The organism is Archaeoglobus neptunius, from assembly GCF_016757965.1.
GTDB classification, from domain to species: domain Archaea; phylum Halobacteriota; class Archaeoglobi; order Archaeoglobales; family Archaeoglobaceae; genus Archaeoglobus; species Archaeoglobus neptunius.
On the sequence record NZ_JAEKIW010000017.1, the window covers coordinates 39,419 to 52,958 of the forward strand.

The window sequence follows — 13,540 nt, forward strand, 5'->3', positions numbered from 1 at the left end:
ACTCTAATGGTATTTTTGCAACTCAATTATATCACCTTTCTTTATCCGTGTTAAGTTCTTTAGAGCAAATTTTATGGCGCGAAGTATTGTCAATATATTTCTTATTTCTGTTTTTAGGTCTTTATGAATTATGCCGCTTACAAAATGAGTTAGTATTTCTCCTGAGTTTCGCCATAAAAACACCAGAATATTAAGCTTAGTATCTCCAAAATGTTTATACAGCATATAAAGATTCGTTACACATCTATGGGCTTCGAGGGAATATCCAAGCAACCTTCCAGATGGTGATTTTTTGTGGATCAGCAGAGATCCTCTAACGAGATAAAGACTATTGCTACCATATTTCTTGTATATCTGGTAAGAAAAATCAACATCTTCTGAATAACTGTATTTCAATAGTTTCCAATCAAAATCAAATTTTTCAAGGACCTTTCGCCTATACGCCATATTGCATCCAGAAAGCCACTGTGTCGGAACATGTTCTTTACAACTAGACATTGTTGGTATGAAAGAGCGCTGCACCTTAGGTCTTTTAGTCTGGCGAAAAAGTAAAAACAATGAACTGAACATCCGATATAACCTGGGGAGCCTAATATTTGTTATACATCCGGTAACTCCAAGAACTTCGGGATGGTCTTCTAAAAAACTCAGCATGTTCTTCAGATACTCTGAATGGAGAATTACATCATCATCGAGGAATACTATTATGTCCCCTTTAGCCAACCTTGTAGACTTATTTCTCACACGGGCTAAAGACGGGAACTTTGAGGGGGCCCAAACATACCTCACAGGATAGCCCATATTTACAACCTTTAAAATTTGACGTAACCTGTCATCAGGAGATTCATCAAATATTATAACCTCATCAGGTAGAATCGTTTGGGTGTTCAGTGACTGAAGCGTTAAGAGTGGATCCTCATATCTCTTGTAGGTCGGTATTATCACCGAGACTCTTTTTGCCATCATTAACACACCTCTAACTGACTGTCAGTACCCTGAATTGTTGAAACGTACAGTCGTATAAGTTTTTTACAAATTACTTCCGCCCTCCACCTCCTTAAAGCCTCTTTCTTAGCCAATTTACCCATCCTCTTTCTGAGCCTAACATCAGATGCCAGAATTAGTAGAGATTCGGCAATCTCCTCTGGATTGCTCGGGCTTACTATGTGGCCAGTTTTGCAATGTTTTACCATGTATGGCATTCCACCAGCTCTCGAAGCAATCACCGGAGTTTCTGTAGCCATTGCCTCAGCAATTACCATTGGGGTCGTCTCCTGAAAAGATGTCAGAGCCACTATTGATGACTTGGAGTAGAGTTCAAGCAATTTTTCGTACGGGACTTTCCCGAGGAACTTAACGTTTCGTAAATCCTCCTTCCTGACGAATTCCGTAAGAGTTTCGAAATAGCTCTTATCGCCAATTCCCCCAACAATCCAAATCTCGAAATCTGACAGTTCAGGTTTGGCTACTGCCACACTCCTTAAAAAACCGAGCTGATTTTTCCGTGCAGTTATCGTAGCAGGATATAGTATAACACTATCTTCGCTTTTCTCGACATTAAAGAATTCATCTGATATGGGGTTTTCAATGATTACCGTTTTAGACAGATCAAAACCTTTCTGAGAAAGTTCTTTCAAAACATACGGAGAAATTGCAGTAAACCTTGTCAAAAGATTGTAAAAGCTCCTAAACCTTCTCTCATTTAACCACAGTGACGTTCTCATATACGGCCCCTTATACATTCTCTCTTTCCATAAAATCCCATGCAGGGTAAACACAGTTTTAGTCTTGTTAATCCACGGAAAAATACTATATATATCGTGAGAATGTACCAAGTTCGGGTTATTCAGCCTGTGCATTTTCAAGAAAGCTTGTAATTCCCCCGTAAAAGTGACGGGTGGATAAAGTTTCATGTTAATGACTTTTATACACTCGTCCAGTTGCACAACCCCTCTCCTATCACAGGACGGTATGGAGATAAAGGTTAGAGCAATATTCTCTCTTTCAAGCTCATTTTTAATGGTGAGAAATCCTTTAAGTGTGTTGTGTGCTACAACTGAAGGGCCTAAGTATGGATCCAACACATTCGGTGCGGTGATATAGATAGTGTACATTTCTTCCACCTTTAAAACAACAGTCAAACTATTCTTTCGTAAATCTGCACAATACATTTTGCAATATTCTCCCAGCTAAACTGCTCCCCATATCTTCTTATCCTCCCTCTGTCCCACTCCTTCTTAATTGCAATTAAAATTTTCTCTGCCAGATCATCTGCATTACCCGGTTCGCTGAGGAATCCATAATCTTCCGAAGTTATTATTTCAGGAATTCCCCCCACCTTAGTCCCCACAAACGGCAAACCAACACCTAAAGCTTCGAACATTACTGTTGGGTTCCCCTCGTTCAGACTCGGCAAAACGAAAATGTCTGCAGCATTCATCCACAGCGGTATCTCGCTATGGGGCTTAGCACCAACGAGCTTGACCACTCCTTCGAGATTCAACTTTTTAACCTCTTTCTGTAGTTCTTTTTTTAGGTTACCATCACCCACAATATATAGAATAACATCATCACTGTTTTCGGATATTTTTCGCATGGCTTTTACAAGATATTTATGACCCTTTACTGGAACAAGATTTGCCACATTCAGGATAACTTTTTTATTTTGAGGAATTCCCAGCCTATTCCTTGCAACGTGTTTTTCTACTGGTCTAAATAGTTTAAGATCCACGCCATTGGGAACCACGGACACATTCATTTCCGGAATTCCGATTTTATGAACTATAATTTCGTAATTTCTCCTACTTACTGTGATGATATGGCTGGCATTTTCAAGAGTGAATTTTACCTTATTAAACCATTTTCTGCTTCTGAACGGAAGATCATAAACATCGTAACCATGAGCGGTAACCACAACAGGAACCCCGAACTCTTCCCCGAGTTTCACAGCAGCATACCCACAAGGCCAGATGAAATGGGCATGAATCAAACTGAATTCAATTTCATGTTCAATAATATACCTACTGAATTTTTTAAATAACATATCCCCCAAACCCGTGTTTTTTCCATCCGGGATAAAATAAAGTGTGGAGACAGTGTTGACCCTGACGTTCTCTGGACTGTTTTCTAAATATATTAATTCTTTTCTTGAAAATTTTTTTATATTTTTAAAATACGAAAATGGCAAGTATCGTGCCAATTCAGATAAAAAATTATGATGGACAAAAATTGAAATACTGGAAACGTATTTGGCTGTTGCATCGACCAATCCTTTCACAAAAGTGTGATAATGTGGAGATATTACCAGGATATCCATACTAACCCCCATTTCTCATTCTGGTTTACCATTCAGTTCTTTCAAAATTTCCACCACCCTTCTGCTCGCCTTACCATCCCCAAACCTCTGGCTGTAGTGTCTTCTTTCCGGCTCGAAGTTTTCAACTGCGTTCAGTATCCTGCTCTTGTCTGCCCCCACAAGAACGTTCCACCCATCCTCTACAGTTTCTACCCATTCAGTTGTCTCTCTCAGCGTGATGCACGGCACTCTGAGTATGTATGCCTCCTTCTGCACACCACCGCTGTCAGTGATTACCTTCCTAGCGTTCTTTTCCAGAACAAGCATATCGAGGTAACCAACAGGCCTTATAACGTTAACATTCTTTACGACCGTTTCCCAGAGGCCGAAATTCTTCAGCCTGTTCTCGGTTCTTGGATGGCATGGAAACACGAGATTCTCTGTTTCGCAAAAGGCTTCTACTATGTGTTTCAGTCTTTCAGCATTGTCAGTGTTTTCCGCCCTGTGGACAGTCGCCAAAAAGTATTCCTCCGGTTCTAAACCGAGTTGATCGAGAATTCTTGACTTTTCCTCTGCTATCTTAATGTTCTGCTTTACAGCATCAACCATAACGTCTCCGGTCAGGTGCACGCCCCTAACTATACCCTCCCTCTTTAAATTCTCAACCGCCCGTTCAGTTGGACAGAAAAGCAGATCGGAGCAGTGGTCGGTCAGCACTCTGTTTATCTCCTCTGGCATCTTTCTATCAAAAGACCTCAATCCTGCCTCGACATGCGCGACTTTGATGTGGAGCTTCACCGCTGCCAGAGCTCCTGCAAGAGTGGAGTTGGTGTCGCCAAATACAATTACCAGATCTGGCTCCTCCTTAAACAGAACTTCCTCGATTTTTTTGACCATCTCACCCGTCTGGTATCCATGAGTTCCAGAACCAACCCCCAGATGGTAATCGGGATCTGGAATTTCGAGCTGCTCGAAAAACACCCTGTCCATCTCGTAATCATAGTGCTGACCTGTGTGCACAACCACCTCATCAAATTCCTTTCTAATCTCTTTTGACAGTGGAGCCAGCTTTATGAAATTTGGTCTCGCTCCTACGATAGAGACGACCTTCATGAGATCACCTGAACCTGTACTGTATCTCAGGTTTCTCTCTAAACCTATCAAGGCTTTCCGGATAGCTTTCTATAAACCAGCACATAAATTCCGAGATATCCACCTTATTTTCGATTAATTTCATTCTTTTCTTTTTCCACTCTCGCTTATAGCTATCGTCCACTGAAATCTCAAACGCCCTTTCCATAGCCTCTCTTGTGTTTTCGAAATTCATGAGAAGACCAAGCCTCTGGAGTTCGATAAAGTTGCCCATCTCCCTCTTGCTGTTCACAAACCTATTTGATCTGATTGTTGGTGTCCCAAGAATCGCCGCCTCTGTAGCCATGGTCTGCGTATCCGTAACCAGCAGTCTTGCAAAATAGAGAACATGATGAATCTTTTTTTTGGACACAGGTAGCAGGTAATTCTCAATACCTTTGGGAACCTCGCCTTCAGCCGAAACGAACACTGTAAGGTTCTTATTCAATTTTTTAACCATCTCAACCTTATCCTCATAGCTGAACCCGCCAACGCCTATGTCATGAGCAGCATCAAAAGCATTGAATCTCAAAACCGCATATTCCCCCTCCTCAACTCCCAGTTCCTCGAGAACACCTTTATCAGGCTGGAAGTACTTTGGATGGAGGTAGGCAAGTTCTTTAAAGGAGTCAATTCTGAGATGCTTCCCCCCGAGATCATCAAGATAGCAGTAGGGGGTTAAAATCGCATCGACAAAGGGCATGTATGCCCTCATCTGAAGGGCGAGAAATTTGCTCGTTCTCGGCTCTGAGTCGTAGAAAACAAAACTTTTCGTCCCGAGAACTTTTGCGGTGTACGGGGCGTATATCTCGAACCCCGTTATGACCTCAGGCCTGAAGTTTTTGAGCAGCTTTCTCGCCCTCAGAATGTCAGCCGGAAGTTTGATTATCCTGTCCCAGTTCGTCTTAACCCTTGAGAACACCTCACCCTTAACCTCTGAAACCTCAAGGGTTTCTCCGTAGTCCCTGTATAGAATCTTAACCTCATTTCCTCTCTCGACTAACTTCATCACAATATTTTTGTAAAAGTGATACTGAGCGGGCGTTGAGATAAAGATTCCGATTTTCATTGGAAAATGTAGCCTGACTTGCATAAAATTTTTGACACCCTAAAGACTCGCAATCCCACTCACCCTCATGGAACTCGAAATCCATTTCTGCTTTCCTCAGCAATCACCTCGCATCAAAATACGAAGTTTCCACCACATCAGCCTCAGTGGTGTCCAGCACATCTCCTCTGCTAACCTGAACCATCCTGCCCACCCCCTTCGGCTTCAGCCTCAGCCTGACCACTGTGAGCTCACACTCCTCCATATAGCCAGGCGAGGAGTAGAACAGGGACTGACTCATTATCTCCTTGCCCGTTATCTCCGCAATAAGCCCGCTCACACCCCTCCCCAGATCGTTAACCCTCGCAGGGGTAAGAAACACGCAATCTCCAATCTCGGCTCTCAGGGCTGTTGCAACATTGTGGGCACTTCTCAACTCCACTGTCCGGATGTTTCTCCTCAAAAGCTCTTCAATAACATTCCTCGATATGCCGGTAAGGACATAACACCTCATGCTATCACCCGTACATCGGAAATTCCTCTTTTTTCGCCTCCTGCATCCTCGCCTGTTCAGCCAGTCTCTGCATCTGAGCCTCTATCATCTCTGCCTCCTTTATGAGTTTTTCCACACTTACATTCCAGCCCATGATTTTGTTAAAGGCATCTATCAGGCTTGCAGCCGCTCTCGGATCAGGGTTAAACCCAACAGTCTCCCCAAGCAGGACAATGCCCGGCATCTTTGCAGCAACGCACTCGTTCATTATGCTGCCAGCAATTCCAGAGATTGTGCCAGTTTTAAAGATCTCAATGTGATCCTTTATCTCATCAAGCAGTTCCTTTCTTGTTGCAGCTCCAAAAACCCTCTTTCTGTCCTCAAACGTTGCGACTCCGGCAAAAGAGTAAATTCGGTTGGCGTTTATCTCCGCTGCCCACTGAACTATCCTCTTGCTCATATCAACGGCAGCCTGTGGAATGACCGGCACATCAGAATGGATAAGCACAAAGCCCATATCACGGCTCTGATAAACCCTTATCGGCGGTAAAACCACCCCCTCAAAGAGGGACGCTACAGGAGGTAACATTCTGGAGTCCACAACCCCTATGGTTTCCAGATCCAGTTCCAGGATGAAGTGGGCCGTTGCGATTGTACCCACAAGACCTATGCCTGGAAAGCTCGTTATCAGAACCGGATTTTCAACGTCCACCCTGTCTACAACTATCTCGGTTTCAAGCTCCATGAAAAAATTATGTGAATGGTTGTATATCAGCTTTCTGGCCTGACCGTTACAACGTACTTCGATCCATCAATTTCGACTTCAAAGCTGCCCTCTATCCTGCCACCACCAACAGGGAATGGTTCCTCCTTCAGCTCGCCCTTCAGGAACTGCAACCCAGTCTGGGGGAATAGTGTGTAAAGCAGGACGTTTTCATCGCTTGGCTCGACACCCATTTCCTCAAGCTCTTTTTTCCTTTTCTCAAACTCAGGCTCAAGCAGATCTGCAGGTCTGCAGTCTATTGGCCTTTCATTACCAAGTATCTTCCTGATTATCTCCTCCCTTATCGGTGCGGGTGTTCTGCCGTACATACCCTTAACGAGGTCCTTTGTCTCCCTTGTAACCACCTTGTACCTCTCTCCAACGAGAACGTTAATGACGGCCTGCACACCCACGATCTGACTGGTTGGTGTTACGAGGGGTGGATAGCCGAGGTCTTCCCTTACTCTCGGCACCTCCCGAAGGACATCTTCCAGTTTGTCCAGAGCATTCTGCTCCTGAAGCTGTGCGATAAGGTTGGAAAACATTCCACCCGGTATCTGATAGACGAGGACCCTTGTGTCGGGTATCGTTGACAGGGGGTTGAGGTAGCCGGAGTACTTATCTCTGAGTTTCATGAAGTAGTTCCTGACCTCAAGCAGCACATCGAGATCCACACCTGTATCATAACCCAGCTCGTTCAGAGCGTAGACCATGCTTTCAGTTGGAGGATGGGATGTTCCGCCGCTCAGCGGGGACATGCAGGTGTCTATCATCTCAGCGCCAGCCTCAACACTCTTCAGCAGAGCCATTGAAGCCATACCGCTCGTATAGTGGGAATGCACGTTTATCGGCAATCCGACTTCCTTCTTAAGAGTTCTTACAAGCTCATAGGCAACCTTTGGTGATAGCAGTCCCGCCATATCCTTGATGCATATGGAGTCCACCTCAAGTTCTGCCAGCTCGTTGGCGATCTCAACGTATTTCTCAATCGTATGAACCGGAGAAATCGTGTAGCAGATGGAACCCTGTATGTGATTGGCATCGTACTTTTTGGCTGCCTTAATTGACGAGACCAGGTTCCTTACATCATTGAGAGCATCGAAAATCCTGAATATGTCCAGACCATTTTCAATCGTTTTCTGAACGAATTTTTCAACCACGTCGTCGGGATAATGCCTGTAGCCTACGAGATTCTGCCCCCTTAAAAGCATCTGAAGCTGCGCATTTTTAACCCTCTTCCTTATCTCCCTCAACCTCTCCCAGGGGTTCTCGTTAAGAAATCTGTGGCAGGAGTCGAATGTGGCCCCTCCCCACACTTCGAAGGAGTAAATCCCGCTGCTGTCAAAAGTTTCGAGAATTGGAAGCATATCTCTTGTCCTCATCCTCGTTGCGAGCAATGACTGGTGCCCATCTCTGAGAGTAAGGTCTACAATTTTGATTCTGGTCATGCTGCTGGTTGATAACCTTAATAAAAAAACTTTTTCATTTGAAAACAGGAAAAGGTTATTTATGCTTGGGCGTATGGTATCATGGTGATCGAGATGCGGGAGGTAAAGTTGGTTGTGCCCGAGCTTGAAGATGTGCTCTCTGATGAATTTGTGGAACACATGCTGAAAGCCACAAAAGAGATTCTGCTCGCTCTGAGGGGCCTGATAGATTCGGGACTTGACAAGGTTGAGGCGGTGGAGGAGATAGCCAGAGCAAGAAAAGAGATAAAAAAGGTCGAGATCGAGTAGGGATTTATCATTATATAAATGATTAATATTCTTCAGAAAATAATAAATACTTCCATCTCCTAATTAAAATCAGGTGTGAGAGATGGTCATGGCCAGTGAAAAACCGGTGCACTTCGAGTTCCCGGACTTTGATTCTGTTTATGTTGAGGACAAAACCGGAGAGAAAATCCTGATCAGGCAGTATGACCACAAAAACGACAGAGAAAAACTGATAGAGATGTACGAAACGTTCGATCCAGAATACAGATGTCTCGGATTGCCCCCTATAAGCAGGAGGGCGATAGAGAACTGGGTGGATTACCTCGCTGAGTACGGCTTTGCAATTGTCGCCGAAAAGAATGGCAGGATAGTCGGTCATCTCGTGATTGTACCGACTGAAGACAATAAGGTCGACCTCACCATTTTCATCCATCAGGACTATCAGAATCGCGGACTGGGGCAGTTGATGATGAAACTGATTATAGACTACTGCAGAAAAGCGGGATTTGATGGAATCATGCTCGTAACTGAAAGAACCAATGCAAGGGCGATACACGTTTACAAAAAGCTGGGGTTCAAAATAGTGGCTCCCTACTATGAGTGTGACATGTACCTGCCATTAAAAGAGGAAGATCAGTAAACCTCGTTTTCCTTTCCGATGAGCTTGAGAAGGATGGCTTTCTGAGCATGAAGCCTGTTTTCTGCCTGGTCGAAGACTATTGAGTGCTTTCCCTCGATAACCTCATCGGTGATCTCCTCACCTCTGTGGGCAGGAAGGCAGTGCATCACCACAACATCATCCTTTGATCTGCTAAGCAGCTCATCAGAAATCTGATATCCCTTAAACGCTGTCAATCTTTCCTCTTTTTCACCTTCCTGACCCATTGACGTCCACACATCTGTGTAAATCACGTCTGCCTCACCTACAGCCTTTACCGGATCTCTTTCAAAGATTATCTCTCCACCAAGCTCTCTGGCCTTCTGCATTATCCCGCTATCAGGTTCGTAGTTTTCAGGTGTGGAAACGATCATCCTCATTCCTGTGAGGGCCGATGCCAGAATCAGCGAGTTGCAAACGTTGTTACCGTCACCAACCCATGCAAGGGTTACATCCCTGAAGTCTCCCCTGTACTCATATATCGTGAGCAAATCCGCAATAACCTGACAGGGATGCTCGAGGTTACTCAAACCGTTTATCACCGGTATGGATGAATATCTGGCGAACTCCTCAATCGTGCTGTGATCTCTGACTCTCAGCATGATCGCATGAACATACCTGCTGAGAACCCTTGCTGTATCTTTAATGGGCTCACCTCTGCCAAGTTGCAGCTCGTTCCATCCCAGATACAGCGCATGCCCACCGAGATCGCTCATTGCAACTTCGAACGATACCCTCGTTCTCGTCGATGGCAGCTCAAAAATCATTGCAAGGCTCTTATTTTTTAAATAATCCGTGACTATCCCCCTGTACCTCTCTTCCTTTAGCTTTTCAGCAAGTTTGAGTATTTCGAAGAGCTCATCCCTGGTGAGGTCGGAGATTGAGAGAAGATGTTTCATACTGGCGTTTTACTTATCAGGGAATTAATTAAACTTTCTGTTTTTGGAGGTAATGCTCTATTTTTTCTATGAGTTGCCTTCTTGTGAAGGGTTTTTCGATTATCTCTTTAGCCCCTGCTTCAAGCATTTCTTTCCCCCTGTGGGCCTTAAAGGCAGTTATGCAGAGCACAATCGCATCGGGATCCCTTTTCAGTATCTCCTTCGTGGCCGCCACCCCATCCATCTCGGGCATCGCAATGTCCATCAGGATTATGTCAGGCTTGAACCTCTCAAAAAGAGCTACTGCTTCTTTTCCATTTACAGCAACAACCACTTCATAACGCTCTTCAAGCATAAGCTTCAGAGCTTCTAGAACAGCCAGATCGTCCTCAACCACCAATATGCGTGGCTTCAAATTCCTTTCCATGATACCCCTACCCCACTTCATTTTAAAAAATATAAATTTTACTTCATGCTTTCCTCATCAGGTATATCCTTCTCGTAAGGCTGCCGTGCACCCTCTCGCTGGTCCTGAATACTATGTCAAAGCTGTCGAAGTACATTTCCGCATCAATGTTTGTAACCACCGTAACGTACCCGCCTTTCTTCAACACTCTGTACAGCTCCTCCCCACTCTCGATGTAAAGGTTTTCAAGACTCACTGCAGATTTTGTCGATCGAAGATAGGGATAGTCAGTGGCAATTCCATCTATAGTTTCATCTTTAAAGGGCATCCTTCTTGCATCTCCACGAATTACATCCCCCGCAATCCTGTAGTGATCGAGATTCAATCTGCATCCATCCGCAATTTTCTTAAAGAACTCGATACCCATGACGTTTAACCCCATCAACCCGGCCTCGATTAAAAAAGACCCCGTCCCGCACATGGGATCGAGAAAGTTTTCCTCTTCTCTGCTGCCGGTGAGATTTACGAGGGCCCTGGCGAGTTTGGGCTTTATTGCGAACGGCATCAAAAATGGTCTCCTGTCTGGTCTCCTCAGGTAAAACTGCTTCCTGTCCCTGACATACTTCAGAATTCCCGTGTAGCACTTCTCTCCCTGGACATAGACCTTATAAACCACTTCGGGTGTGGAAACACTGATTTTAGCCCCTCTTTTCCACAGCACCGCACCAAGCCTCTTTTCAAGCTCGTTTGCACCCTTCTTCAATCCTCCAACCCTCACGCAGCATTTTCCCCTGAAAACCGGCACACTCCTGAAGAATGTTTCAATCTCTTCCACACTGGATACCCCAACAAGCTGTGATACTTCGTTTGTGTATGCAAGTCTCTCAAAGAACTCCTTTCCATCATAGTCGACAGTGGTTATTCTGCCTTCATGGAGAATACTCCTGACCTTCCCGTAACTCTCTGCCAGCCTTGTAATCTCCATTCGGGCCAGCGGGAGATTGTCGGCAGATAGATAAAACAGAAACTTCATTTCTTCTTTTTCTTTTGTTTCTGCTCTCGTTTCCTGGACCTGATTTCAGCAATTTTCTTCGCCAGCTCAATCATTATGCTGGTCTTTGTGTCAGTCTTCTCAACCACAACCCGTCCTCCTTCTTCCCACCACCACTTGGGATATTTTTTCTCCTCCACCCTGAACCTGATGCCCAGCTCACTGCAAGCCTCAACCAGCTCGTTCAACTTCACATTGGGGATGGCAAATCTCTTCGGTATTCTCCTCCCTTCAGCCCTTGATTTTTTGCTGTCCAGATTTACCGTCCAGATAACACACTCCTTCACGTTTCACCTCATGTTTCTGAATGTTATCTCAACCAGAGGGTGAGGAACGTCCTCTATTATCTCCACGTCTTTCACGGATTTTAGCCCCTTCTTTCTTACAAGCTTTTCTATACCCAGTTCAACTTCGTGGGGCACCTCTATAATGTAGGCATCCAGTTCCTTCACTCCCAGTTTTGCAGCGGCCACAACTCTGTGATGACCGTCCACAAGATAGTATCTCGAATCCTTTTTGATCACGACTATTGGCTCCGCCAGTCCCCTTTTCAGCTCGTGTATCCTCCCCTTAAGCTCGTCAGCGTAAATTCTGGTTTGAGTTGGGATAAGCAGGGCAGTCTCAACCTTACCCCTGCTTACCGTCGTCTTGACACCATGGACCTTCTCTATCGTGTTTTTCAGCTTTTCAACCTTATCCGGATCAACCTTCTCAATCTGACTCCTGATAACATCTGCGTTTGAAATTATCCCCACTAGTCTGTTGTCCTCATCAACAACCGGGAGTTTTGAATGTCCCGTCCTGAACATGACTCTCGCAGCATCCCTCAAATCCATAAAATCCCTCGCAACGTAAAGTTCCTTTGACATTATGTCTCTGATTCTAACCTTTCCGTCCCTTCCCAGCAGATCAACAGCCGAAACATAGCCAACAACCCTCATATTGTCATCCACAACAGGAAAGCTATCATGACCGGTCTCTTTAACAAGCTGGATGGCTTCTTCAACTGTGTTTTCAGGTTTGAGTGTGTAAACGTTTCTGGTCATGTACTCCTTAACCTTAATGTTCATTGAAAAGGAAAAGACAGGGAGAGCTAAAAATCTTTGCTAAAGTTTTTCGAGATAGTCAACCACACTCCTGAAAATGCAGTAGCCATCGCCATATCCCTTCTTCTCCCCAACATGATATCCAAAAAATGCCCTTTCGGGATGTGGCATAAGACCGAATACTGTGTGGGTAGCATTGCATATACCGGCAATGTTGTAGTAACTCCCATTTGGATTCCACGGATATCCTGCATATTCCCCTGCATCATCCACGTATCTGAAGACTATTTGCTCGTTTTCTTTCAGCATTTCAACGTACTCATCCTCCCTACCGGCGGGAAATACCACCTTTCCCTCAGCATGGGCGACAGGAAACATGACGATATCCCTGTTCACTCTCCTTACAAAGATACATTTTTCGCTCTCTTTTTTCAGCAGGGTTGGTCTGCATTCAAATCTGTTTGAGTCGTTGATGCTGAGGGCCATCTCCGGTTTATCCGAAATCGGCCTGTCCTCATCGAAACCCGGCAATGCACCAAGTTCAGCAAGAACCTGAAAACCGTTGCATATTCCGAGCACCGGAAAACCCATTTTTATGAACTCTTCAAGATCCCTTCTCAGAACACTTTTTACTCTTGCAGAAAAAATTGCTCCTGCCCTTATATAATCTCCTGCCGAGAATCCTCCGGGAAACACCAGACAGTGATAGTCAAATATGCTCCTCTGTTCCTCCCACCGTATCATGTCGCTGTAAAACTGCTTGATGTGAACGGGTTCGCATTCAACCCCCACATTCCTGAAGGCTTTAACAGTTTCATCCTCACAGTTGGTACCTTCCATCCTTAAAACCGCCACCCTAATTTCGTCTCTGTCCATCGATTCAAAGTCTAAAACTGAATCTTTTTAAGTTTTTGTCTGGCATTTCATAATTGTAGTATCCCAAAATTATTTCACAACCCAACATCCAACTCTTGTGAGAAAGCTAACGAACAAGAAGATCAGATGGATAATCAGACAACTCGACAAGGGGACTCCAGTAAAGGAAATAGCCGCTGT

General features: G+C 44.6%; 16 protein-coding genes. 2 read left to right on the forward strand and 14 right to left on the reverse strand.

What is annotated here, in order from left to right; genetic code table 11:
- Window positions 1–3: 3 nt before the first annotated feature.
- The 8 genes from JFQ59_RS11980 to JFQ59_RS12015 form a co-directional block, all read right to left on the reverse strand.
- Window positions 4–966 (reverse strand): glycosyltransferase family 2 protein, encoded by a 963-nt coding sequence (locus JFQ59_RS11980; protein WP_202320742.1) that lies wholly within the window; start codon window positions 964–966, stop codon window positions 4–6.
- Entirely contained in the window at window positions 966–2,114 is a 1,149-nt protein-coding gene (locus JFQ59_RS11985; protein ID WP_202320743.1) for a glycosyltransferase family 4 protein, read from the reverse strand. Before JFQ59_RS11985 ends, JFQ59_RS11980 begins: the two co-directional genes overlap by 1 nt.
- 23 nt (window positions 2,115–2,137) lie before the next feature.
- On the reverse strand, window positions 2,138–3,316 hold the full coding sequence (locus JFQ59_RS11990) for a glycosyltransferase family 4 protein (RefSeq protein ID WP_202320744.1): 1,179 nt from the start codon (window positions 3,314–3,316) through the stop codon (window positions 2,138–2,140).
- A 15-nt stretch (window positions 3,317–3,331) separates the two neighbouring features.
- Window positions 3,332–4,408 carry a non-hydrolyzing UDP-N-acetylglucosamine 2-epimerase gene (gene wecB / locus JFQ59_RS11995; protein ID WP_202320745.1) on the reverse strand — a complete coding sequence of 359 codons (1,077 nt, stop codon included), beginning with the start codon at window positions 4,406–4,408 and terminating at the stop codon, window positions 3,332–3,334.
- 4 nt (window positions 4,409–4,412) lie between these two features.
- Entirely contained in the window at window positions 4,413–5,495 is a 1,083-nt protein-coding gene (locus JFQ59_RS12000; RefSeq protein ID WP_202320746.1) for a DUF354 domain-containing protein, read from the reverse strand.
- Window positions 5,496–5,598: 103 nt separating this feature from the next.
- Window positions 5,599–5,988 (reverse strand): DUF473 domain-containing protein, encoded by a 390-nt coding sequence (locus tag JFQ59_RS12005; RefSeq protein WP_202320747.1) that lies wholly within the window; start codon window positions 5,986–5,988, stop codon window positions 5,599–5,601.
- Window positions 5,989–5,992: 4 nt separating this feature from the next.
- On the reverse strand, window positions 5,993–6,712 hold the full coding sequence (locus tag JFQ59_RS12010) for a proteasome assembly chaperone family protein (RefSeq protein WP_202320748.1): 720 nt from the start codon (window positions 6,710–6,712) through the stop codon (window positions 5,993–5,995).
- A gap of 26 nt (window positions 6,713–6,738) precedes the next feature.
- A complete protein-coding gene (locus JFQ59_RS12015) occupies window positions 6,739–8,178 on the reverse strand; it encodes a pyruvate carboxylase subunit B (protein WP_202320749.1) in 1,440 nt (479 codons plus the stop codon).
- Window positions 8,179–8,259: 81 nt separating this feature from the next.
- Between JFQ59_RS12015 and JFQ59_RS12020 the strand changes: the two genes are divergently transcribed.
- Both JFQ59_RS12020 and JFQ59_RS12025 read left to right on the forward strand, forming a co-directional pair.
- Complete coding sequence (locus JFQ59_RS12020; RefSeq protein WP_230972506.1) at window positions 8,260–8,466, forward strand: hypothetical protein; 207 nt, start codon at window positions 8,260–8,262, stop codon at window positions 8,464–8,466.
- An 82-nt stretch (window positions 8,467–8,548) separates the two neighbouring features.
- Window positions 8,549–9,085, forward strand: a complete 537-nt coding sequence (locus tag JFQ59_RS12025; RefSeq protein ID WP_202320750.1) for a GNAT family N-acetyltransferase — start codon at window positions 8,549–8,551, stop codon at window positions 9,083–9,085.
- On the opposite strand, the gene argF is transcribed toward JFQ59_RS12025, so the two are convergent.
- From argF to purQ, 6 genes are read right to left on the reverse strand one after another with little or no spacing between them, the layout of a single operon-like run.
- Window positions 9,079–10,002 carry an ornithine carbamoyltransferase gene (gene argF / locus JFQ59_RS12030; RefSeq protein WP_202320751.1) on the reverse strand — a complete coding sequence of 308 codons (924 nt, stop codon included), beginning with the start codon at window positions 10,000–10,002 and terminating at the stop codon, window positions 9,079–9,081. The two genes, JFQ59_RS12025 and argF, sit on opposite strands and share 7 nt — an antisense overlap.
- Before the next feature lie 28 nt (window positions 10,003–10,030).
- Window positions 10,031–10,429 (reverse strand): response regulator, encoded by a 399-nt coding sequence (locus tag JFQ59_RS12035; RefSeq protein ID WP_202320752.1) that lies wholly within the window; start codon window positions 10,427–10,429, stop codon window positions 10,031–10,033.
- Between the two features lie 22 nt (window positions 10,430–10,451).
- On the reverse strand, window positions 10,452–11,420 hold the full coding sequence (locus tag JFQ59_RS12040) for a TIGR01177 family methyltransferase (RefSeq protein ID WP_202320753.1): 969 nt from the start codon (window positions 11,418–11,420) through the stop codon (window positions 10,452–10,454).
- A complete protein-coding gene (locus tag JFQ59_RS12045) occupies window positions 11,417–11,725 on the reverse strand; it encodes a signal recognition particle subunit SRP19/SEC65 family protein (RefSeq protein WP_202320754.1) in 309 nt (102 codons plus the stop codon). Before JFQ59_RS12045 ends, JFQ59_RS12040 begins: the two co-directional genes overlap by 4 nt.
- Window positions 11,726–11,728: 3 nt before the next feature.
- Complete coding sequence (locus tag JFQ59_RS12050) at window positions 11,729–12,508, reverse strand: CBS domain-containing ParB/RepB/Spo0J family partition protein (protein ID WP_202320755.1); 780 nt, start codon at window positions 12,506–12,508, stop codon at window positions 11,729–11,731.
- 36 nt (window positions 12,509–12,544) lie between these two features.
- Window positions 12,545–13,360: a phosphoribosylformylglycinamidine synthase subunit PurQ gene (gene purQ, locus JFQ59_RS12055; protein ID WP_202320756.1), complete on the reverse strand. Its 816-nt coding sequence runs from the start codon at window positions 13,358–13,360 to the stop codon at window positions 12,545–12,547.
- Window positions 13,361–13,540 lie beyond the last annotated feature (180 nt).